This is a genomic window from Nitratireductor sp. PBL-C9, from assembly GCF_050877045.1.
GTDB lineage: Bacteria > Pseudomonadota > Alphaproteobacteria > Rhizobiales > Rhizobiaceae > Nitratireductor > Nitratireductor aquimarinus.
Genome location: NZ_JBPAXW010000002.1, coordinates 311187 through 333450, shown reverse-complemented (window position 1 = coordinate 333450; position 22264 = coordinate 311187). Strand labels below are relative to the sequence as shown.

Here is a 22264-nt window from a genome sequence, read left to right as displayed (position 1 = left end):
AGGGGCGCATCAGATTGGAAGGGGACGCCGTTCCTCGATGGCCTCCATGGCGAAATAGGAGGTGACCGATTCCAGCTCCACCTTCTGGATCAGGCGCTGGTAGACGGAATCGAAGCTCTGCATGTCCGTTGTCACGATGCGCAGCATGTAATCGTAATCGCCGCCAATGCGAAAGAAGTCGACCACTTCCGGGATGCTGGACACGTGCTGACGGAAGGTTTGCAGCCAGGTTGTCGAGTGATGGCGCGTCTTGACCATCACGAATACCACCAGCCCGAGCCCCAGCCTGTTGCGGTCGACATTGAGCGTGCGCCCGCGAATGACGCCGCGCTCCTCCAGCGATTTCAGCCGGCGCCAGCAGGCATTCTGCGACAGCCCGACCTTCTCTGCCAGGTCGCGTTGCGACAGGCCGGCGTCACGCTGCAGCTCGCGTAATATTCTTCTATCAAACTGATCGATTTTCTCACTCATATCCGATCATATGACCCAATTTTGAGAGTTTTGCCATCACTTTGTGTGGGAATGATCGCTCATCATTGTGCGATCCTTGCGCATCGATCAACTTCCCGGACCGCCGCCATGCCCAGTGACCTTCTCAAAGCCTTTGCCGACAACCTCAAGCGCACCGACCTCGACGCCTATCTGCGTGACGGGCTGATCGGCGAGAATGCCGTGATCGACGGTCCTTTCGGCAAGAAGACGCTGGTCTATGCCGACTATGTGGCGTCAGGCCGGGCGCTGGCGCAGGTGGAGGATTTCATCCGTGATGAAGTGCTTCCCTATTATGCGAACAGCCATACGGAAGCCTCCTATTGCGGTTCCTTCTGCACCCGTCTGCGTCAGGCGGCGCGCGCGGAAATTCACCGGATCGTCAACGCCGACGACAAGACCAGCGTCGTCTTTTCAGGCGCTGGCGCGACCGCCGGCATCAACCGGCTGGTGCGGCTTTTGCAGATCTCCGAGGCTGTGGCCGCAGGGGCGCGCGTCGTGGTTTTCACCGGGCCTTACGAGCATCACTCCAACATTCTGCCCTGGCGTGAAAGCGGCGCGGAGATCATCGCCATTCCCGAAGCCGCGACCGGCGGCCCGGACCTGGGCGCGCTTGCCACGGCCCTTGAAGCAAATGCCGATGCGGCGCTGAAGGTCGGCACGTTTTCCGCCGCCTCCAACGTGACCGGCATCACCACCGACACGGACGCGGTGACCCGGCTTTTGAAGGCCCATGGCGCGCTCGCCATCTGGGACTATGCCGGTGGTGCGCCCTATCTGGAAATCGACATGAAGCCCGGCACGGACTGCGCCAAGGATGCAGTGGTGCTTTCGCCCCACAAATTCCCCGGCGGACCGGGCGCATCGGGTCTTCTGGTCCTGCGCAACGAAATCGCCCGCACCGCCTGCCCCTCCATGCCCGGCGGCGGCTCGGTGAGTTTCGTTTCGCCCTGGGGCCACGAATACTCGACCTCGCTTTCAGCGCGCGAAGAGGCCGGAACACCCGATGTTCTGGGCGACATCCGCGCGGCCCTCGTGCTCATCATCAAGGAAGCGCTTGGACAGGACTTCATCGACCGGCGGCATGAAGAGCTGCATCAGCGCGCAATCGCCGTGTGGTCGAAGAACCCGTGCCTGCAGATGCTCGGCAATCCGGCTGCCCGGCGTCTGCCGATCTACTCCTTCCGCATTCTGTGCCCGGAGAACGGCACGGTGCACCACCAGCTTTTCACCCGTATGCTGAGCGATCTGCACGGCATCCAGGTGCGCGGCGGCTGCGCCTGCGCCGGCCCCTATGCGCACCAGCTTCTGGAGATCGACGAGCCCACCTCGAATGCGCTCTTGCAGAGCATTCGGGACGGGCAGGAGATGGAAAAGCCGGGCTGGGTGCGGCTCAATCTGAGCTACCTGATGACGCACGAGAAAGCGGACTTCATCATCGAGACCGTCGACCGGCTGGCGCGCGAGGCGCAGCGGCATGCAGGCGCTTACGACTTCGATCCGCGCACGGCCCGCTTCCGCCACAAGACGCTGGCCATGGCCGGCTAGATCATCAACCCGTGAGGGTCAGCGCGGTGCGCCCTACTCCTGCTTCGGCAGGTTGTTGGCGCGCCGCGCCATCTCGGCTTCATTGGTGGGCTGCTCGGTGAAGCCCTCGATGTCGGACACCTCTTCCACATCCCGCTCGATTGCCAGCGGGCTTGCCACATAGGCGGTGGCCAGCTCGGCCACCGAACGCAGCGCATGCACATGGATGCGCTCATAGCCGTGAGAGGCATCCACACCGAAGGCGATCAGCGCCGTGCGAACGTCATGCCCGGCCTCGATGGCCGATGCGGAATCGGAGCGATAGTAACGGAAAACATCCTTCTGGTAGCGAATATCCTCCTCGCGGCACAGATCCACCATCTTCTTCGTCAGGTGATAGTCGAACGGCCCCGCCTGGTCCGCCATGGCGATGGTGACACCGAACTCTGCCGAATTCTGCCCCGGCGCGGTGGTGCCATTGTCGATGGTGACCATGGAGGCAATCTCGGGCGTGACGATGGACGCCGCGCCCACCCCCACCTCTTCCGCGATGGTGAAAAGCCAGTGCGTGTCGACCGGCAGCGTCACCTCGTGGCGCAGCAGTGATTCCAGCGCGGCAAGCGCGATGGCGACGCCCGCCTTGTCATCCAGATGGCGTGAAACGATGAAGCCGTTTTCCAGGAATTCCGGCTGCGGGTCGATGGCGACGAAGTCGCCCACATCGATACCAAGATTGTGCGCGTCGCTGCGGCTCCAGCACATGGCGTCGATGCGCAGCTCCACGTAATCCCAGCCGACGGGCATCTCGTCGACGCCGTCATTATAGGTGTGGCCCGAAGCCTTGAGCGGCAGGATGGTGCCGCGATAGCTGCCCTTCTCGGTGTAGATCGTCACCCGCGCGCCTTCGGCAAACCGCGCGGACCAGTGACCGATTGGCACCATCTCGAAACGGCCATTGTCCTTGATGTATTTGACCTGCGCGCCGAGCGTGTCGAGATGGGTGATGATGGCGCGCGCGCCCTGACGCCGGCCGCCGCGCACCACCGCGCGGATCGCGCCGCGCCGCGTCAGCTCCGGCTCGAGGCCAAGCCGCTCCAGCTCTGCCGTGACATGGCGGACAATGGTGTCGGTGTAGCCCGTCGGACTGTCAATCGACAGAAGCGCCTTGAGCTGCGCGACAAGATAGGAAACGTCGATTTTCAGTCGCGACATGCAATTCTCGTCATTTCAGCGGGCCTCGTCATTTCAGCTTGTGCCGTCGGCCACGGATCAGGCTTTCGGCGTCAGCGCACGTTCAGCGGATTTTGCACCGGAGCGCGGGAAGAGCAGGTCGACGAAGCGCTCGGCGGTCGGTTGCGGTTCATGGTTCGCCAGCCCCGGCCGTTCATTGGCTTCGATGAAGACATAGTCCGGCTGGTCGGGCGACTTGATCATAAGGTCGATGCCGACAACGGGTATGTCAATGGCGCGCGCAGCGGCGCAGGCCGCTTCCACCAGATCCGGATGCACGTTTTCCGTCACATCGTGAATGGAACCGCCCGTGTGCAGATTGGCCGTCTTGCGCACCTCCACTTCCTCGCCCTTGGGCAGGATGCTGGAAAGCGCATAGCCAAGACCGGCAATGCAGCGGCGCGTCTCGTCATCGACGGGGATGCGGCTCTCACCGCCCGTGGCGGCCGCCCGGCGGCGCGACTGATGCTCGATCAGCTCTTCGATGGTCCGCTGCCCGTCTCCCACCACGCGCGGCGCACGGCGCACGGCGGCGGCAACCAGGCGATAGTCGATGACGACCAGACGCAGATCCTCGCCCTCGAAACAGGCTTCGACCAGAACCCGGTCAGAAATCTCGCGGGCGGCGCGGATGGCGTTTTTCGCCTCGTCCAGCGTTTCAAGACCGACGGCAACGCCCTTGCCCTGCTCGCCACGGGCCGGCTTCACCACCACGCGGCCATGCTTCGCGATGAAGGCGCCGAGCGCCGTGTCGTCATCGCCCGCCTCCATCTGCTCGGGCACGGTCAGTCCTGCACGCTCCACCACGCGGCGCGTGACCGCCTTGTCATCGCAGATCGACATGGCGACGGCCGATGTGAGCTCCGAAAGGCTCTCGCGACACTGGATCGAACGGCCGCCGAAGGACAGGCGGAAGAAGCCGCCCTCGGCATCGGTCACATCCACCGCAACGCCGCGCCGGTGCGCCTCATCCACGATCAGGCGCGCATAGGGGTTGAGCCGGTCGAACTCTTCCGGCGGATGGGTGAACAGTTTCTCGTTGATCGGGTTCTTGCGCTTGACCGCAAACACCGGAACCCGGTGAAAGCCGAGCTTCTCGTAAAGCGCGATGGCCTGTTCGTTGTCGTGCATCACGGACAGGTCCATGAAGCTTGCCCCGCGCGCGGCGAAATGCTCCGCCAGCCGCCGCACCAGCATCTCGCCAACCCCGGCATGCCGGCACTGCGGATCCACGGCAAGGCACCAGAGAGACGTGCCGTTCTCGGCATCCTGAAACACGCGGCGATGATCAACGCCCGTGACCGTGCCCAGAATGTCGCCGGTCTGGTCATCCTCGGCGACGAAATAGGTGACGGCGCGGCTGTCGCGATTGGTCCAGAAAAAGTCCGGGCGCACAGTGACCATGCCCCGGCTCTGATAGATCGCGTTGACGGCGTTGGCGTCCGCCTCGGATGTCAGTCGCCGGATGAAGAAGCCGCGCGGCTGCCGCCGGCTCGGGCGATAGGTGGCCAGATCAAGCCGATAGGTGTGCGAGGGATCGAGGAAAAGTTCCTGCGGCGCCATGGACAGGAGCACATGCGGGTCGCGAATGTAGAAGGCGATGTCGCGGCGGGCGGGGCCTTCGTCGCGCAATGCGGCGGCCAGCTCCTCATTGGTTTCAAACGTCTGGGCAAACAGAAGCCTGCCCCAGCCAAGTTCGAGCGAGACGTGCTTTTCCTGCCGCGCGGCTTCTTCATCCGGCGGCGCGTGGGTCGGCTTCATGGTCTCGCTTCGCAGGCGCTTCAGGCGGTAGCCGAGCGCCTTGTCGCTGCGCCCGCGTGAAGCGCGCAAAGCCACGTCCTCTTTCTTGGCCATCGGTCACACCCCGTGGGTTTGCAGCCAGAGTTCGAGCAGCCCGACCTGCCAGAGTTCCGACCCGCGCAGCGGCGTGATGTGGTCGGCGGGCGCGGCGTAAAGCCTGTCCAGATAGTCCTGTCGAAACAGTCCGCGTTCGCGCGCCGGCTGCGAAGACAGCGCATCGCGCACCATGTCGAGATAGGGGCCATCGACATATTTGAGCTGTGGTACAGGGAAATAACCCTTCTTGCGGTCGATCACCTCATGCGGGACCACCTGCCGGGCGACTTCCTTCAACACGCCCTTGCCGCCCTGTTTCAGCTTTTCCTCCGGCGGAATGCGGGCGGCCAGTTCGACCAGTTCGTGATCGAGGAACGGAACGCGCGCCTCCAGCCCCCAGGCCATAGTCATGTTGTCGACCCGCTTCACCGGGTCATCGACCAGCATGACGGTGGAATCGAGCCGCAGCGCCGCATCCACCGGCGTGTCTGCGCCGGCCCGCGTCAGATGGGCCGCGACCAGATCGCGGCTTGCATCCGTATCGGCGATCCAGTCGGGCGAAAGCTGCTCTTTCAGAACCGCGTGCGAGCGGTCGAAGAACACGTTCGCATAATCGCCCACCACATCGTTTGAGTTCATCAGCGGCGGATACCAGTGATAACCGCCGAAAATCTCGTCCGCGCCCTGCCCCGACTGCACGACCTTGATGTGCTTCGAAACCTCCTTGGAGAGAAGGTAGAAGCCCACATTGTCGTAGGAGACCATCGGCTCCGACATGGCGGCGAACGTGCCGGGGAGGGCGTCCATCAGATCGGCTGACGGCACGAAGATCTTGTGATGATCGGTGCCGAATTCTTTCGCAATCAGATCGGAATAGACGAACTCGTCGCCCTTCTCGCCATTGGCCTCTTCAAAGCCGACGGAGAAGGACATCAGATCCTTCTGCCCCGCCTCGGCGAGCAGGCCGACGATCAGGCTGGAATCGACACCGCCCGACAGAAGGACGCCGACCGGCACATCGGCCACCATGCGGCGTTTGACGGCAAGGCGCAGCGCCTCCAGCGTGCGGTCGCGCCATTCGTCGGGTGACAGCATTGCCGTTTCGGGATCGCGCGCAAACGGCGGATCCCAGTAGACCCGGTCGCGCTGGCTGCCATCCGGCTCGATCACGCGGATCGTCGCGGGCGGGAGCTTCTTCACGCCATTCAGAATGGTCCGCGGCGGCGGCACCACAGCGTGGAACGTCATGTAATTGTGCAGCGCATGGCGGTCGATGGATGTGTCGACATCGCCCGCCGCCAGCAGCGCCGGCAGGGTGGACGCGAAGCGGATGCGGCCCGGCGTCTCGGCCAGATATAGCGGCTTGATGCCGAACCGGTCGCGCGCCATGGCGACGCGGCCCGTGTCGCGCTCACGCAGCACGAAGGCGAACATGCCGTGAAACCGGTTCACGCATTCCTCGCCCCAGGCATGCCAGGCCTTGAGGATGACTTCCGTGTCGCCGGTGGAGAAGAAGCGGTAGCCCTTGCCCTCCAGCTCGGCGCGCAGCTCCGGATAATTGTAGATGCAGCCATTGAACGCGATGGTGAGACCCAGCTCCGGGTCTTCCATCGGCTGGCGCGCCTTTTCCGACAGGTCGATGATCTTCAGCCGGCGATGCCCGAGGGCGGCGTTGCCGTGCACGACCGCGCCCGCGCCATCAGGGCCGCGCGGGGCCAGGCAGTCCATCATTTTCGAAAGAGCGACAGGTGAGGCAGGGCGGCCGTCGAGCCGCAGTTCTCCGCAGATTCCGCACATGGATAGAGATCTGATCCTTTGTTTGTCATTGCTTCGGAGCGCACTTTAGTTATAGTTATGATTATTAGATGTCAAATGAATGGCGTCCGCATGAGTTCCGACAAGACAACTGACAAAGCCGCCGACTGGTTCCGCAATGAAGAGTTACGCGCGGTCGAAAAATCCATCCGCCGCATCGTTCGCGCAAACGATGTGCAATCCAAGGCGCTCGCCAAGCAGATCGGGCTGACCGCAGCGCAGCTTGTGATCCTGAAGGCCACCGCCGCCCTTGGCGAGGTCACCACCACCGTGCTTTCGGCCCATGTGGACCTGAGCCCGGCAACCGTCATCACCATTCTCGACAATCTGGAAAGCCGCCATCTGGTGGAGCGCTATCGCTCGCGCCATGACCGCCGTGTGGTGCACACGCGGCTCACGCCCGAGGGCGAGGCGCTGGTGCGGCGCGCGCCCGAACCCATGGGAGACGCCTTCGCGCATCGTCTGGCCGCACTCGATGAAGAACGACGCAACCAGCTGATCGCAGCGCTGGCCACCATTGCCGACATGATGGCGCCGCCCGGCGGCGCTCCCGCTTCGGCCGGTCGCGCGAAGACCACTCTGTCGCATTGAAATGCACGCTAACGCGCAGTAAATCCTGAGAGATCACGCGCATTCGACCGCGATTTGATCGAGCGCAAGGCGACGGCAGGCAAACGTGTCAATTTGCCCGCAACGCACAATGGACGCGGGAAAGGTCGGACACTATGATCGCGCCGCACAGCAGGAAGGTCCAATGAATTACCAGCGTTTTTTCTCCGAAGCGATCGATCAACTGCACGCCGAGCGCCGCTACCGCGTTTTCGCCGATCTTGAGCGGATCGTCGGCGCGTTTCCGCGTGCGCTCTGGCGCTCTGATGAAGAAGCGCGCGAGATCACCGTGTGGTGCTCGAACGACTATCTGGGCATGGGCCAGCATGAGAGCGTGATCTCCGCCATGCAGGACGCAGCCGGCGCCATGGGCGCGGGCGCAGGCGGCACGCGCAACATCTCCGGCAACAACCATCCGCTCGTGGAACTCGAAGCCGAGCTTGCCGATCTGCATGGCAAGCAGGCCGGTCTGGTCTTCACCTCCGGCTTCATCTCCAACGAAGCGTCCATCTCCACCATCGCCCGCCTGCTGCCGAACTGCCTGGTGCTTTCGGACGAGTTAAACCATGCCTCGATGATCGAGGGCGTGCGCCGCTCGGGCGCAGAGAAGAAGATTTTCCGCCACAACGACGTCGAGCATCTGGAAAGCCTGCTCAAGGCAGCCGGCCCGGAACGCGCCAAGCTGATCGTGTTCGAATCCGTCTACTCCATGGATGGCGACATTGCGCCGATCGAGGCGATTGCCGATCTGGCCGACAAGTACAACGCCATGACCTATATCGATGAGGTTCACGCCGTTGGCATGTATGGCGCGCGTGGCGGCGGCATCACCGAGCGTGACGGCCTTGCCCACCGCATCGACATCATCGAAGGCACGCTCGCCAAGGGCTTTGGCGTGATCGGCGGCTACATCACCGGCTCCACCGCCGTGATTGACGCCGTGCGCTCCTACGCTTCCGGCTTCATTTTCACCACCGCGCTGCCGCCGGCAATCGCCGCAGCGGCCACCGCCTCGATCCGCCACCTCAAGGCGTCTTCGGTCGAGCGCGACGCGCAGCAGCGCCAGGCGCAGCAGACCAAGGACAAGCTCTCGGCGGCCGGCCTGCCGGTCATGCCCTCGCAGACGCACATCGTGCCGCTTCTCGTGGGCGACCCGGAACTGTGCAAGCAGGCAACCGACCGGCTGCTCGAGAAGCACGGCATCTACATCCAGCCGATCAACTATCCGACCGTGCCGCGCGGCACGGAGCGTCTGCGCATCACGCCGACGCCGTTCCATGACGATGCGCTGATCGACACGCTGCGCGACGCGCTTCTGGAAACCTGGGAAGCGCTCGGCATTCCCTTCAACGAAGCCGACCAGCCGCAGCAGGCCAAGTCCGACCGCGTGGTGTCGCTTCTGGTGCCGAAGTCCGGCGGCTGACCCAGCCCGAAAATCCGAAAATGAAAACGCCGCCGGAATTGCTTCCGGCGGCGTTTTTCGTGAATGGCCACCGCTTCCCTTGAAGAAAGCGGAAGCTGATTATTTCTGCTTGGACAGAAGGTCACGGATTTCCGTGAGCAGCTGAACATCGGCAGGCGGCGCGGCAGGCTCGGCCGGCTTTTCAGCTTCCTTGCGGCGCATCGAATTGACGCCCTTGACCATGAGGAAAATGATCCAGGCGAGGATCAGGAAGTTCACGACCACGGTGAGGAAGTTGCCATAGGCAAACACAGCGCCCTGTTCGCGCGCCGCATCCAGCGTCGTCGCCGTGACGGCGGACGAGAGCGGCACGAAGTAATCCGAAAAATCGAACCCGCCGAAGATTGCGCCAACAATCGGCATGATGATGTCATCGGTGAGCGACCTGACGATCAGACCGAAGGCCCCGCCGATGATCACACCGACCGCAAGGTCCATCACATTGCCGCGCGCAATGAATTCCCGAAATTCCTTCATCATAAGGGCTTCTCCCCAATCTAGCTGCACCCCCGGCGACTCAAACGCCGCCAGCTCCGGCTACATAACAATGATGCAAGCAAAAAGTGCAACAAAAACTGCATTTTCGGCTATGAGACAGTACCATTCGCCGAAAGAAGCATTGGACAGGTTCCCGTGGCTGTGTTTGCCTTCCGGGTGGCCTTCAGAGGAGGAGTTGGCACACAAGTGCAGGGCTGGGTTATCGCCATCATCGCCGTCGCCTATGTGACGCTGCTCTTCTTCATCGCAAGCGTCGGCGACAATCGCGCCTCGCGAAAGGCCGGACTTGGCTCGCGCCCCTTCATCTACGCGCTGAGCCTGGCGATCTATTGCACGTCCTGGACCTTTTTCGGCTCCGTTGGCCTTGCGTCGGAGCGCGGGCTGGAATTCCTGGCGATCTATATCGGTCCGGTTCTGGTTTTCCTGTTCGGCTTCCCGATCCTGAAACGCATCATCCGGCTGGCGAAGTCCGAGAAGATCACCTCCATCGCCGACTTTCTGGCAGCCCGCTACGGCAAGAGCTTTGCCGTAGCCTCCGTCGCCACGCTGATCGCCACCTTCGGCACGGTTCCCTATATCGCCCTGCAGTTGAAGGCGATCTCGGATTCCGTCAGCCTCATGGTAACGCATTACGATGGCGCGCCGCCGACCATGGACTTCTTCGTCGGCGACATGGCGCTGATCGTGACCTTCCTTCTGGCGATCTTCGCCGTTCTGTTCGGCACGCGCCATGCGGACGCGACCGAGCATCAGGAAGGGCTGATCCTGGCCGTGGCCGTGGAGACGGTGGTGAAGCTCGCCGCCTTTCTGGCGGTCGGTGTGGCCATCACCTTCTTCTTCTTTGAAGGGCCGGTGGAACTGGCGCGCACGGTCAGCACCCTGCCCCAGGTGCAGGAGGCCTATACCTATCCGACCTCGCTCGCCACCTGGATCGTGATGACCACGCTGAGCGCATTTGCGATCATCATGCTGCCGCGCCAGTTCTACGTGACCATCGTGGAAAACCGCAGCACGGCCGAACTGGAAACGGCGAGCTGGCTCTTTCCGCTCTATCTCATCCTCATCAATCTCTTCGTGCTGCCCATCGCATTTGCGGGGCTGGCGATGGTCGGTGATGCGGCGAATTCCGACCTCTACGTGCTGGCGCTGCCGCTTCTTGCCGGGCACGATGCCCTGGCGCTGATCGCCTTCATCGGCGGTCTTTCCGCCGCCACGGCGATGGTCATCGTGGCGAGTGTGGCGCTGTCGATCATGATCTCCAACGATCTGGTGATCCCGCTCTTCCTGCGCCGGCTGCTCAGAACCGACCACCGCGAGAAGGATGACTGGTCGACCATCATCCTGAACATCCGCCGCGCGGCCATCTTCATCATCCTGTTTGTGGCCTTTCTCTATTATCGGGAAACCACCCACAACACGCGGCTCGCCGCCATCGGCCTGATCTCGTTTGCGGCCATCGCGCAGTTCGCGCCGGCCTTCTTCGGCGGGCTGATCTGGCGCGGCGCAAATGCGCGCGGCGCGCTGCTGGGCATGGGCGCGGGCTTCACGATCTGGGCCTACACGCTGCTTTTCCCGTCGCTCGCGCCTCAGGACACCGGCATCATCATCGACGGGCTCTTCGGCCTGCCGGCGCTGAGGCCGCAGGCGCTTTTCGGCACCGTGGCCGAGCCCCTCAACCATGGCGTCCTGTGGAGCCTTGCGGTCAACACGCTGTTCTTCGTGCTGGGTTCGCTCTCGCGCGCCGCCCAGCCGCTGGAGCGCATTCAGGCCGCCATCTTCGTGCCGCGCGACACGGGGCCCATACCGACCCTGCGCCGCTTCCGCACGGTGGTCACCGTCAACGATCTCAAGGACACGATCTCGCGCTATCTGGGAGCCGAACGCACCGAGCGCTCCTTCGCCACCTTCGAGGCGACCCATGGCGTGCGGCTCAACGGCAACGACCAGACAGGCATCGCGCTTGTGCGCTTTTCCGAGCAGCTTCTGGCCAGCGCCGTCGGCTCCTCCTCCTCGCGGCTTATCCTGTCGCTCCTGTTTCAGCGCAACGACCGCTCGCCCCGTGACGCCCTGCGGCTGCTTGATGACGCCTCCATGGCGCTCCAGCACAACCGCGACCTGCTGCAGACCGCCCTCGACCAGATGGAGGAAGGCGTCACCGTTTTCGACCGGGATTTCCAGCTGATCTGCTGGAACAGGCAATACCGCCTGCTCTTCAATCTGCCCGACGAGATGGGTCAGGTCGGTGTTTCGCTCGACCGGTTCGTCAATCTGCTGGTGGTGCGCGGCGAGCTGCCCGTCGACGCCTACACGATGACGCTCAACCGGTTTACCGATTTCGGCATGCCGTGGGAGATCCGCCTGCGCAAGAGCGGCCGCATCATTGAGATGCGCACCAACCCGATGCCCGATGGCGGCATCGTCGCCACCTACACCGACATCACGCCGCGCGTGGAGGCCGATGTGGCGCTGAAACGCGTGAACGAAACACTGGAGCAGCGGGTGGCCGACCGCACGGCGGAGCTGATCCGGTTGAATGAAGAGCTGGCGCAGGCGCAGGTGATCGCCGAGGAAGCCAATCTCGGAAAGACGCGCTTTCTGGCCGCCGCCGGCCACGACATCCTGCAACCGCTCAATGCCGCGCGGCTCTACTGCTCGTCGCTTCTGGAGCGCGCAAAGGCCGGCGAGACGCGGGAATATGTCAGCAACATTGAATCCTCACTCGATTCCGTGGAGGCGATCCTCGGCGCAGTGCTGGACATCTCGCGGCTGGACACGGGCGCGCTGAAGCCTGCTCCCAGCGTTTTCCAGCTGGATGGCCTGCTGCGCCAGATCAGCACAGACTTCATGCCGCTGGCCGATGAGAAAGGGCTGGACCTGACCATTGTGCCCTCAACACTGACGGTGAACACGGACCGCAACCTGCTGCGCCGGCTGGTGCAGAACCTCGTTTCCAATGCGATCAAATACACGCCGAGCGGCCGTGTTCTGGTGGGGGTGCGCCGCCGCGGCAGCCTGCTTGAGCTACAGGTGATCGACACCGGCATCGGCATCGCCACCGACAAGCTGAACACCGTGTTCCGCGAATTCACCCGGCTGGAGGAAGGCGTGCGGCAGGCGCAGGGGCTGGGACTTGGCCTCTCCATCGTCGACCGCATCGCGCGCGTGCTCAATCTGGAAATCCGGCTGGATTCGGAGAGCCAGCAGGGCACCCGCTTCTCGGTCATCATCCCCGTGAGCGCGACGCCGGCCAAACCCGCCGAACAGCCAAAACCGTCGGCTGCCGTGCCGCAGGCAATGCTGGAGGGCCTGCGCGTTCTGTGCATCGACAATGACCCGCGCATTCTGGATGGCATGCGCAGGCTTCTTGAGGGCTGGGGCTGCACCGTGCTGACGGCGACCGGATCGGTCACCCTGCCCGACCTTTCGCACACACAGCCCAACATCATCCTCGCCGATTACCATCTGGACAATGAAGTCGGGCTCGACGTGATCGCAGCCCTGCGGGCGCGTTACGGCGATGCGATACCGGCGATCCTGATCACCGCCGACCGCTCGAACGAGGTGCGCGCGCAGGCCGAAGCGCTGACCGCCATGGTGCTGAGCAAGCCGTTACGTCCCGCATCGCTGCGCACACTGCTCACGCGCTGCCGTCAGATGCTTGCCGCCGCCGAATAGGCAGCAATGCCTCAGTCCTCGGTTGCGATCGTGTCTGCGCCGATCTTCGAAAGGCGGATCACCGCCTGCGTGCGGCTGTCGACATCCAGCTTCTGCAGAACCGCCGAGACATGCGCCTTGATCGTCGCTTCGGAGACGTTCAGCTCATAGGCGATCTGCTTGTTCAGAAGCCCTTCGGCCAGCATGCTCAAAACCCGCGTCTGCTGGGGTGTGAGCGTCTGGAGGCGCTGGATGAGATCGGCGACCTCCGGATCGCCCTCGGCACCCAGATCGATGTCCGCCGGCGTGTAGATATCGCCATTGAGCACGGCCTGAACCGCCGTGCGAATCTCGTCCATGCCAGAGGATTTGGAGATGAAACCCGATGCGCCAAGTTCCAGAGCGCGCCGGATGGTCTCGGGGCTGTCATGCGCGGAAACGACGACAATGGGCAGGGCGGGGTTCATGCCGCGCAGCGCAATCAGCCCTGAAAGACCACTTACGCCCGGCATGGTGAGGTCGAGAAGGACCAGATCGACGCTGTCATCGACAAGCGCCTTCGCCCCCTCGAAATCGCCCGCTTCCAGTATCTCGCATGCACTGTCCAATCCAGAAAGTGCGCCTTTCAGCGCTCCCCTGAACAGAGGATGGTCGTCGGCGACCAGAAATCTATAGCCAGATACCAAATATCCCTCCCGCGCCCGCAGCATTATTGTCGTGTTCTTCCGCTACGGCTCCTCCACCGCGATTATGCGGGGAATAGCCGCATTTTCAAGCTCGACGGTGGCAAAGGGCTGCCGCCACGGGGCCGGAACTCGCAGAAGTTTTACTTGTCTGCCCATAACCTATGCCACAGACTGGTAAAGGGGTGACAACCCCGCAGGCTGATCATGGAGAAAATCCACAGGGTAGCGACATTCTGCATCGGACGAGCGGTCATGTTCGGCGCGCTCGCCATTGGTCTGGTGATGCTCAGCTTTTCGTTTGATCTGGTCGTTGCCTTCAGCGCCGGCGCGCTGATGACCCTGATCATGTCGGAAATTCTGATCCTGAAGGCCTATGCAACCGCGCGGCAGAACCCCAGAAAAACCGAAACCTGGCTTTATCTCAGCCCGGACGCCCGACCGGCGGGGCGGTCGGGGGCCAGGGTGTTCATTTCGATATTGAAGGATATCTATCTGCGTTTCGCCGCCTTAAGCCTCAAGGTCGGCTGCGGCTTCTTCATATTCTCGATGATGCTGCGCCTCATGCGCGCTGTCGCGGTCTGAAACACGGTCAGGAGCGTTTGCAACCCCTGCTCAGATGCGATCAGGTGCGGTCAGGCGCCGGCGTGTTCGGTGTGGTCGTGGTTTCTTCTTCCTCGAAGTCCTTCACGATGCCCATGAAGCGACGGAAAAAGCGTTCCATGAGCCCGAGCGTCTGCTCGAATTCCTCTTCCGACGGCAATTCGGAAGCGGCCTGCGGATTTGCATTTTCAAGCGCGGCAAGGCGCTCTTCCAGCGCATCGAGCCGGTCCTGCAGAGCCGTGATGTCTTCCTCATAGGCCGTGCGCTCGTCGGCGGCCGGAGAGCAGACCAGCTGGCCGGAACGTTCGCGGCAGATCGACATGGAGCCGGTGCGGGTGTCCATCCGCACATAGCCTTCTTCCGTGCGCTCCAGCCGGAACCGCTCGGCATCCTGCGCCATGGCGCCCGATGTCATGGACAGGACGATCAGCGCCCCGGTGGCCGCAATGGTCTTGCGCATTGGTCCGCTCCGCTTTCATGCAATTGGTGATGGGATCATGAGCAAGGAATGCGCCATAAATGGGATCGGGCGCAATCCCCCGAAAACACCTTTTCGACCCTTTCGCTGAACCCGCATTACAAGTATAGCCGCAGGCATGGCTGACATGATCTATAAAATCGCACCCCGCACGCTCTGGCAGGAAGCCGAAGAGGCGGGGGTGTTTCATGGCGCACCTGTCGACCTTGCCGATGGGTATATTCACTTCTCGACCGCCGGGCAGGCTGCGGAAACGGCGGCCAAGCATTTCGCCGGTCAGGACGATTTGCTTCTCGTGGCCGTCGACGCCGACGCGCTGGGCGACGCCCTGAAATTTGAAGTGTCACGCGGCGGGGCGCTTTTCCCGCATCTCTATGCTCCGCTTTCGCTTGATGCGGTTTCCTGGGTTCGCCCGCTGCCGCTTGGCGCGGATGGAGCCCACGTCTTTCCAGAGCTTGCCAAATGAAGTCCCTGCTCGACAAGATTGCGCGCCAGGCCCTCTTCCGGATGGATTCCGAGCGCGCTCACAACCTCGCAATCATGGCCCTGAAGAGCGGCATGCCCCTCGCCCGTCCTCCGCAGATCAGCAAACGCCTCAAGACGATTGTCGGCGGCATGGTGTTTCCCAATCCGCTTGGCATGGCGGCCGGCTTCGACAAGAACGCCGAGGCGGCGGACGGCCTGCTGCGCCTTGGTTTCGGCTTTGTCGAATGCGGCACCGTGACCCCGAAGCCGCAGGCCGGCAATCCGAAGCCCCGCCTCTTCCGGCTTGAAGAGGACGCCGCGCTGATCAACCGGCTCGGTTTCAACAATGACGGCCTCGTCGCCGTGCGCGAGCGCATCAAAGAGCGCGCCGGGCGTGGCGGCATCGTTGGCGTCAACATCGGCGCCAACAAGGACAGCGAAGACCGCATCGCCGACTATGAGACGGGCGTGCGCGCCTTTGGCGACATCGCCTCCTACCTCACCGTCAACATCTCCTCGCCCAACACCGCCGGCCTGCGCGCGTTGCAGGACCGGGAAAACCTCTCCGAGCTTCTGGCCCGCGTTCTGGCGACACGCGACGAGGTTGCCAAGCGCCGTCGCTCGCCGGTGCCGCTGTTCCTCAAGATCGCTCCCGACCTGACGGAAGAGGCTATGTCCGACATTGCGGACGAGGTGCTCGACAAGCGCATTGATGGCCTGATCGTCAGCAACACCACGCTTTCCAGAACCGGCGCAACCAGCCGGCTTGCGCATGAGAAGGGCGGCCTTTCGGGCCAGCCGCTGTTTGAGCGTTCGACCATCGTGCTTGCGCGCATGCGCCTTCTGGTGGGCCCGGCCATGCCGCTGATCGGCGTTGGCGGGGTGGACTCGGCCGAAACTGCGCTCGAGAAGATCCGCGCCGGTGCCGACCTTGTGCAGCTGTATAGCGGCATGATCTTCGGCGGCACCTGCCTGCCCGGAAAGATCCTCGAAGAGATGAGCGCCTACGCCCAGCGCGAGAACCTCGCCTCGCTGCGCCAGATCCGCGATACGCGGGTGGATGAGTGGGCCGCGCGCGCCCTGAACTGACGCGCGCCCGCAAACCTGACGGCAAAAGACGCTACGGCATTTTCGCTGAACCGCAAGAACGCCCCGACGCATTGTTTTTCGCAGTTCCGGACGGAAAACCGGTTCCCGCTTTTCCCGGAACTGCTTTAACTCCCGAAGGTCTGCCGTGCGCGCGCTGGCAGGATGGCTGCCAGGCTGATGCCGCGCACGATCAGGAAGATGTGCAGCGTCGCCCAGAGGCCGTAATTGCCGAAAGCGCGCGTCAGAAAGAACAGGCAGACGAGATAGACGGCGAGCGACAGCAGCATCATGTTGCGCATGTCGCGCGACCAGGTCGCGCCGATGAACACCCCATCCATCTGAAATGCCAGCACGCCGGAGACCGCGATCAGCGCCGCCCATGGCAGGAACACGCTGGCGATCTCGCGGACATCCTCGGCTTTCGCAATGAAAGCGACGAGATCGTCGCCGAACAGCACGAAAACACCGGCCAGCGCCAGTGCGAGACCAAAGCCCCAGACGATGGTGAGCCACACGGCCTGCCGGAACGCCGGCCGATAGCGCGCGCCCACCGCCCGCCCGGCAAGCTGCTCGGCCGCAGTCGCCATGCCATCGAGGAAATAGCCGGCGATCAGGAAGAAATTCATCAGCACCGCATTGGCCGCCAGCGTGACCGTTCCGAACTGTGCGCCCTGCCGCGTGAACAGCGCAAAGGCTGCCAGAAGCGAGAAGGAGCGGATCATGATGTCGCGGTTCATCGCCACCATGCGCATGATTTCCGGGAAATCGAACACCCGCGCCAATGAAACGCGCGGGCCGTTTCTGAACCGCCATGCGAGAAGACCAAAGCCCGCCAGCGCACCCAGCGCCTCACCGCCCACCGTGCCCCAGGCCACGCCCTCGATGCCCCAGCCCAGCGAAAGACCGAGAAAGACCGATAACGCGATGTTTGCGCCGTTGAGGATCACCTGAAGGCCAAGGCCAAGCCCCCCTTCCCCGCGCCCCAGCACATAGCCAAGGATGGCGTAGTTGATCAGCGACAGGGGCGCGCCAAGAATGCGGATCGCCACATAGGCATGCATGGCCTCGGCAACGCGCGGATCGGGGTTCATGAACCGGACGCCGGCGGCATTGACCAGCGGCCCGAGCGCGACGACCAGAAGCCCGCAGACGAGCGCAATCGCCAGAGCGCGCCACAACACCGCCTGCTCTTCCAGCACATCGTCGCGGCCGAACGCCTGCGCAACCAGCCCGGTGGTTCCCGAACGCAGGAAGTTGAACGTGGTGAACACCACGTCGAAGACGATGGCGCCCGCCGCCAGCCCGCCCAGAAGGGCGGCGTCGCCATATTGCCCGATGACGGCCGTGTCGGTGATGCCGAGCAGCGGCGTGGTCAGATAGGCGAGCGTCATCGGCACGGCGATCGACAGGACCAGCCGGTTGGTGACCTCGAACGGGCGCGCGGCCCGCGTCGGCGTGGAAACGTCCATTCCCGCCGGCCTAGCGGCGATAGCTGAGAAGACGCAGGATCAGGAACGCCGGCACGACGATGGCTGCACCCAGCAGGATGTAGCTTGCAAAGCGGCCGAGCGCATCAAAGCCCATGTTCCACAGATGCACGACCGTGTCGCGCAGCGCATAGAAGATATCGAACGGCGACCAGTTGAAGGCGCTCATGACGAAGCCGACGATGAGCGACACGATCAGCAGTTTGATGATGACGCGCAGCGGGCTGTCGCCCAGAAATCTGGTCAGTGCCGACACCGGAATGCTCCTTGATCTTGACCGCAAAGAGATACGCACCCGCTGGCGCGGGCGCAAGCTTGCGCGCTGCGAAAAAGGAAATACCGGCTGAGCGGGACTGGAGCGGGTAGCGGGAATCGAACCCGCGCGTTCAGCTTGGGAAGCTGACAGGCTACCATTACATCATACCCGCGCAGCGCGCATTAATCCGCGACCCGCGGCCCGGCGTCAAGCGGGTTTGTGAGTGGTTGGTGCGGTTGTTGCCGGTTTTGGGGCTGATGGCGGGATCAGGCCAGAGACGCAGAAATATCTTCCACGATACAAAAGAAGTGCCTCAAAGCCCGAGAAGATATTCCACCGTGACACATGAAGCTGTGCAACATACCCGGCAGGCATTCCGCCTGGGCATCCACGCCCGCTTCAATGAGGCGCGTGGCAAAAGCGAGCCCCATATCGCGCAAGGGGTCACACTCGGCGTTGTAAATCCGCGTGGGCGGCAGCAAGTACAGATCCGGTTGGGAAAAAAGCGTGTTTTCCGGCAGTGTGCCTTCATCAGGCGCCTTCAAATAGGTTTCGCAGAACCAGCGCATCTCATCCGCATCCAGATTCATGCCTTTCGCGTAAGTCGCGACGGATGGATAAATCGGATCCTCCCCGATGAAGGGCCGCATGTCGGTGACTGGATAGATGAGCGTGAGACCGCGAAGGGAAAGGCAATTGGTGCGGTGTGCATGCAGAGCCGCATTCACCGCCAGATTTCCACCTGCACTTTCCCCCATCAAAACCAACCTTGCAGGATCGAGACCGAGGGTTTCAGCGCGCTCCGCCAGCCACTCCATCGCATCCGCAGCGTCCTCTACCGCAGCCGGGAACGGATGTTCGGGTGCCAGACGATAACCGATGAAAATCACCACCGCCTGCGTGAGGTACGCCAGGGCCCGCGAATGGGCATCATAGGCTTCCGCATCACCGAGCACGAAACCACCACCGTGAAAGTAGACAATGGCCGGTTGCGGCCGGCCTTCCCCGTCGGGTCGATAAAGGTGAATATCGAAGGTGCCGCGACAGTCTGAAGCCGGGATATGGACCACGTCGACCTCATGGCGAATCGGATAGCCATTGCTGCGGAACATGGCGCGCATTGCCGAGCGCGCATCGTCTACCGCCATATCCTGAAGAAGAGGTCCGCCCACCGCCTGAGAGTGGTCGAGCATGCGTCGGAGAACCGGGTCAAGCGTCATCGGATTTCTTTTCTTCTCGTCCCAAACCGGTGATGTGCCCGGAAATGCATCTGCGCAGCAGATCCAGGTCGCGCTTCTCGATCGCATCGACAATGTCAAAATGATCCTGCGTCGCGCGCTGAAGCTGGGCGACCGTCTGCCATTGCCCCACCGGGGCGGCGGGGCCCTGCTGACGCATGTCAAGCATCAATTCACGCAGCACCTCATTGCGACAAAAACCGTAGAGGACACCGTGAAAGGCGTAGTTGGCCTCGATCTGTGCAAATGAGGTTCCGTTGAATGCGGCCTCTCGAAATGCCTCGGCAAGCTCCCTAAGCCGGGCGATATCGGCATCTGTGGCCTGGCTGATGATATCGCCCGCTGCATGCGCCTCAAGCAGCGCGCGCACCTCGCCAATCTGGCCTTCGCGCACGGCGTCGGGCTCGGGAACCCTGTAACCGCGATTGGGGATATGCTCCACCAGCCGCTTTGATTGCAGATAGGTCAGCGCGTCGCGGACCTTGATCCGCGTGCAGTCATAGCGGCGCTCAAGATCAATCTGCTTCAGCCATTCTCCCCTGCGCAGAACGCCAGAATTTATATCCGCCATAATGCGCTGGGAAATCTCGTCAGGCCGCATCTTCTCGCCGTTTCGATCCTGTTTTCGCGCCATCGTATGAGCAGGTCCTGCGTTTCGTTCGCGGCGAACATAATGGTGAAAAATCAGCGAAGCAATATCATCGTAAAAATTGGCGCCAATTTATAAAATTATTTTGACACCAAAAAATCCCACCGTTAACGTCCCCGCAAATGAGTTCAGGAGGCTTTCCACATGCTGCCACAGGTGCAGGACAGTCCGCAGGAGCGGGCCCGCGCATTGTACTTGACCGGAGAGACGACCATCATCGCCTGCCGACACGATCCACGCTTTTCATTCATGCTCTACATTCCTGAAAGTGCATGGAGCGAACCGGAGCGGGAACTCGACCTTTTGGTCTCCGTGCATGGGACGATGCGCCTGCAGTCACTGTATCGCGGTGCGTTTTCCGGCTTTGGCCGGTTCAACAACTGTATGGTTCTTGCCCCACTGTTTCCTGTTGGCGTGCGTGGCGACATGGAAGCCGGTGGCTACAAATACATGATCGAGGGCGATATCCGGTACGATGAAGTCTTGCTGGCGATGGTTGAACAGGCTGGCGAACTCATCAATCGCCGTTTTGAAAAGTTCATGCTGTTCGGTTTTTCGGGCGGCGGACATTTCACCCACCGGTTCCTTTATCTGCATCCCGAACGCCTCAAGGCTGTCTCGATCGGCGCCCCCGGGTCGGTGACGCTGCTTGATGAAACAATGGACTGGTGGCCGGGCATTCGCAATTTCGCGGACGTGTTCGGACGTGGCATCGACTTCACAGCCCTGAAAAACGTCAAGGTGCATATGTCGGTCGGGGCGCTGGATACCGAGGAATGGGAAATAACCTTTCCCGAGGATTCACCCAAATACATTCCCGGCGCCAATAGTGCCGGTCGCAACCGCAATCATCGCCTGCATGCGCTGCGCGAAAGCCTGCAAGCGCGCGGTGTGGCGGTCTGGCACGACACTGCTCCAGGCGTCGCCCACGACATGATGGGCGTTTTCCCCTACGTTGAACGATTTTTCACCGAGGTGCTGAAGGAGCGGCTGTCCGCGCCGGGTGCGCGCTGATGATGGCTCCCCCCAAGCTTGTCGAGGTGGAAGGACCAGCCTTCGAACGCGGCCTCTCTTACGGGCGGCAGGCGGATGCGCAAATCTGCCACGGGCTGGCCGTCTATGAGGATCTGTTTCGGCAGCACGAACTCGACTGGGACAGCGTCCTCGGCTACTCCGCACGTCTGTGCGAGGCACTGGCCGTTCGTGTTCCCGATGCGATCGAAGAACTGCGCGGCATTGCCGAGGGTGCAGGCGTGAAACTGGAGGAAGTACTGGTCATCAACGGCCGGAGCGAAATCATCAATCTCCATGCGCAGGCCCCCAAAGATACTGCCTCGCTCGACGATGGATGTACGGCAGCGGTAGTGATGCCCGATCTCTCCAAGAGCGGTCGCCTTTTGCATGTTCAGAACTGGGACTGGCTGCCGGAATGCGCCGACAGCACGGTGGTTCTGAGAATCCGTTCGGACCGGCATCCAGACATCCTCACATATGTTGAAGCAGGCGGCCTCGCGCGCGCCGGTTTCAACGATCAGGGCGTGGCCATAACAGGAAACAACCTGGTCAGCGCACAGGATGGAACCCGGCCTTACGGGGTCCCTCTCTCGGTCATCCGGCGACGCGTTCTGGAAGCGGGCGGCTATTCCCAAGCCCTAACTGAGCTGTACCGCCTGCCACGAACCGTTTCCAACAACATGACGATCAGTTGCGCGCGCAGCGGCGACTGCCTGAATTTCGAAACCACGCCGGACGAGATCTACTGGCAGGCGCCCGAGGGAACGTGCCTGACCCATTCCAATCATTTCGTTACGCCTCAGGCGCGAATCCGAGAGCGCGACAGGGGCATTTCCCGTGGCGCGGACACTCTGTTTCGTGACCGGCGCCTGCGCCAGCTCATTGAGGGAAAAGGGGAGCGGCATGACCTCGACAGTCTGGCGCTGGCGCTTGACGACCGCTTTGGCTCGCCGCGCGGCATCATTCGCACGCCGGAGGGAAATGAAGGCGAAACCAATGCCTATCTCTCCGCCACCGTGGCGATGATCCTGATGGATGCCGGCGCGGGAGAAATGCGGGTGCGTCAGTTGCCCTACGCTTCCGCCAATACAGAGCGCTACCAACTCCAGTGACAACGAAAACCATAATCGACACAAGAGGGAACAGCAGATGAGACAAAGAACAGGAAATTTCCGTTCGATT

General features: G+C 62.4%; 20 protein-coding genes and 1 tRNA gene. 9 read left to right on the top strand and 12 right to left on the bottom strand.

Annotated features, from left to right (window positions below; genetic code table 11):
- Positions 1 to 9: 9 nt before the first annotated feature.
- A complete protein-coding gene (locus ACRTG1_RS05510; protein ID WP_113154079.1) occupies positions 10 to 471 on the bottom strand; it encodes an Lrp/AsnC family transcriptional regulator in 462 nt (153 codons plus the stop codon).
- A gap of 108 nt (positions 472 to 579) precedes the next feature.
- Between ACRTG1_RS05510 and ACRTG1_RS05505 the strand changes: the two genes are divergently transcribed.
- Positions 580 to 2037 carry an aminotransferase class V-fold PLP-dependent enzyme gene (locus tag ACRTG1_RS05505; protein WP_432515869.1) on the top strand — a complete coding sequence of 486 codons (1458 nt, stop codon included), beginning with the start codon at positions 580 to 582 and terminating at the stop codon, positions 2035 to 2037.
- 33 nt (positions 2038 to 2070) lie between these two features.
- On the opposite strand, the gene ACRTG1_RS05500 is transcribed toward ACRTG1_RS05505, so the two are convergent.
- The 3 genes from ACRTG1_RS05500 to ACRTG1_RS05490 are packed head-to-tail and all read right to left on the bottom strand — an operon-like array spanning position 2071 to position 6879.
- Entirely contained in the window at positions 2071 to 3228 is a 1158-nt protein-coding gene (locus ACRTG1_RS05500) for an osmoprotectant NAGGN system M42 family peptidase (protein ID WP_206544538.1), read from the bottom strand.
- Between the two features lie 57 nt (positions 3229 to 3285).
- On the bottom strand, positions 3286 to 5100 hold the full coding sequence (gene ngg / locus ACRTG1_RS05495; RefSeq protein WP_317561384.1) for an N-acetylglutaminylglutamine synthetase: 1815 nt from the start codon (positions 5098 to 5100) through the stop codon (positions 3286 to 3288).
- 3 nt (positions 5101 to 5103) lie between these two features.
- Positions 5104 to 6879, bottom strand: coding sequence for an N-acetylglutaminylglutamine amidotransferase (locus ACRTG1_RS05490; protein WP_206546870.1), 1776 nt, complete (start codon positions 6877 to 6879; stop codon positions 5104 to 5106).
- 90 nt (positions 6880 to 6969) lie between these two features.
- On the opposite strand from ACRTG1_RS05490, the gene ACRTG1_RS05485 reads away from it, so the two are divergent.
- Positions 6970 to 7488, top strand: coding sequence for a MarR family winged helix-turn-helix transcriptional regulator (locus tag ACRTG1_RS05485; protein ID WP_206546869.1), 519 nt, complete (start codon positions 6970 to 6972; stop codon positions 7486 to 7488).
- Between the two features lie 163 nt (positions 7489 to 7651).
- On the top strand, positions 7652 to 8929 hold the full coding sequence (gene hemA, locus ACRTG1_RS05480) for a 5-aminolevulinate synthase (protein WP_206544534.1): 1278 nt from the start codon (positions 7652 to 7654) through the stop codon (positions 8927 to 8929).
- A gap of 99 nt (positions 8930 to 9028) precedes the next feature.
- Here the strand turns inward: hemA and mscL are convergent, their stop codons facing one another.
- The gene (mscL, locus tag ACRTG1_RS05475; protein WP_206544533.1) at positions 9029 to 9448 is read right to left on the bottom strand and encodes a large conductance mechanosensitive channel protein MscL; all 420 of its coding nucleotides are present in this window, start codon (positions 9446 to 9448) and stop codon (positions 9029 to 9031) included.
- A gap of 204 nt (positions 9449 to 9652) precedes the next feature.
- On the opposite strand from mscL, the gene ACRTG1_RS05470 reads away from it, so the two are divergent.
- The gene (locus ACRTG1_RS05470; protein ID WP_432515868.1) at positions 9653 to 13141 is read left to right on the top strand and encodes a PAS domain-containing hybrid sensor histidine kinase/response regulator; all 3489 of its coding nucleotides are present in this window, start codon (positions 9653 to 9655) and stop codon (positions 13139 to 13141) included.
- An 11-nt stretch (positions 13142 to 13152) separates the two neighbouring features.
- On the opposite strand, the gene ACRTG1_RS05465 is transcribed toward ACRTG1_RS05470, so the two are convergent.
- Positions 13153 to 13830 (bottom strand): response regulator transcription factor, encoded by a 678-nt coding sequence (locus tag ACRTG1_RS05465; RefSeq protein ID WP_222473776.1) that lies wholly within the window; start codon positions 13828 to 13830, stop codon positions 13153 to 13155.
- Positions 13831 to 14058: 228 nt separating this feature from the next.
- Between ACRTG1_RS05465 and ACRTG1_RS05460 the strand changes: the two genes are divergently transcribed.
- Positions 14059 to 14388: a hypothetical protein gene (locus ACRTG1_RS05460; protein ID WP_432515867.1), complete on the top strand. Its 330-nt coding sequence runs from the start codon at positions 14059 to 14061 to the stop codon at positions 14386 to 14388.
- Between the two features lie 40 nt (positions 14389 to 14428).
- On the opposite strand, the gene ACRTG1_RS05455 is transcribed toward ACRTG1_RS05460, so the two are convergent.
- On the bottom strand, positions 14429 to 14866 hold the full coding sequence (locus tag ACRTG1_RS05455) for a hypothetical protein (protein ID WP_113154071.1): 438 nt from the start codon (positions 14864 to 14866) through the stop codon (positions 14429 to 14431).
- Between the two features lie 136 nt (positions 14867 to 15002).
- On the opposite strand from ACRTG1_RS05455, the gene ACRTG1_RS05450 reads away from it, so the two are divergent.
- Both ACRTG1_RS05450 and ACRTG1_RS05445 read left to right on the top strand, forming a co-directional pair.
- Positions 15003 to 15350 (top strand): DUF952 domain-containing protein, encoded by a 348-nt coding sequence (locus tag ACRTG1_RS05450; RefSeq protein ID WP_113154070.1) that lies wholly within the window; start codon positions 15003 to 15005, stop codon positions 15348 to 15350.
- Entirely contained in the window at positions 15347 to 16438 is a 1092-nt protein-coding gene (locus ACRTG1_RS05445) for a quinone-dependent dihydroorotate dehydrogenase (RefSeq protein ID WP_432515866.1), read from the top strand. Before ACRTG1_RS05450 ends, ACRTG1_RS05445 begins: the two co-directional genes overlap by 4 nt.
- Positions 16439 to 16563: 125 nt before the next feature.
- Here ACRTG1_RS05445 and ACRTG1_RS05440 read toward each other — a convergent pair whose 3' ends face one another.
- The 5 genes from ACRTG1_RS05440 to ACRTG1_RS05420 form a co-directional block, all read right to left on the bottom strand.
- Positions 16564 to 17907, bottom strand: coding sequence for an MATE family efflux transporter (locus tag ACRTG1_RS05440; protein WP_206544529.1), 1344 nt, complete (start codon positions 17905 to 17907; stop codon positions 16564 to 16566).
- 10 nt (positions 17908 to 17917) lie between these two features.
- Positions 17918 to 18181, bottom strand: a complete 264-nt coding sequence (locus tag ACRTG1_RS05435; RefSeq protein ID WP_113154067.1) for a DUF6460 domain-containing protein — start codon at positions 18179 to 18181, stop codon at positions 17918 to 17920.
- Between the two features lie 98 nt (positions 18182 to 18279).
- Positions 18280 to 18353, bottom strand: a tRNA-Gly gene (locus tag ACRTG1_RS05430).
- A 94-nt stretch (positions 18354 to 18447) separates the two neighbouring features.
- Complete coding sequence (locus tag ACRTG1_RS05425; protein WP_432515865.1) at positions 18448 to 19401, bottom strand: alpha/beta hydrolase; 954 nt, start codon at positions 19399 to 19401, stop codon at positions 18448 to 18450.
- Entirely contained in the window at positions 19391 to 20053 is a 663-nt protein-coding gene (locus ACRTG1_RS05420) for a GntR family transcriptional regulator (protein WP_432515864.1), read from the bottom strand. The genes ACRTG1_RS05425 and ACRTG1_RS05420 overlap by 11 nt, the downstream gene beginning before the upstream one ends.
- 159 nt (positions 20054 to 20212) lie before the next feature.
- On the opposite strand from ACRTG1_RS05420, the gene ACRTG1_RS05415 reads away from it, so the two are divergent.
- Both ACRTG1_RS05415 and ACRTG1_RS05410 read left to right on the top strand, forming a co-directional pair.
- Positions 20213 to 21082 (top strand): alpha/beta hydrolase, encoded by an 870-nt coding sequence (locus ACRTG1_RS05415; RefSeq protein WP_206994309.1) that lies wholly within the window; start codon positions 20213 to 20215, stop codon positions 21080 to 21082.
- Positions 21082 to 22194: a C45 family autoproteolytic acyltransferase/hydolase gene (locus ACRTG1_RS05410; RefSeq protein WP_113154043.1), complete on the top strand. Its 1113-nt coding sequence runs from the start codon at positions 21082 to 21084 to the stop codon at positions 22192 to 22194. Before ACRTG1_RS05415 ends, ACRTG1_RS05410 begins: the two co-directional genes overlap by 1 nt.
- The last annotated feature ends 70 nt before the right edge of the window (positions 22195 to 22264 follow it).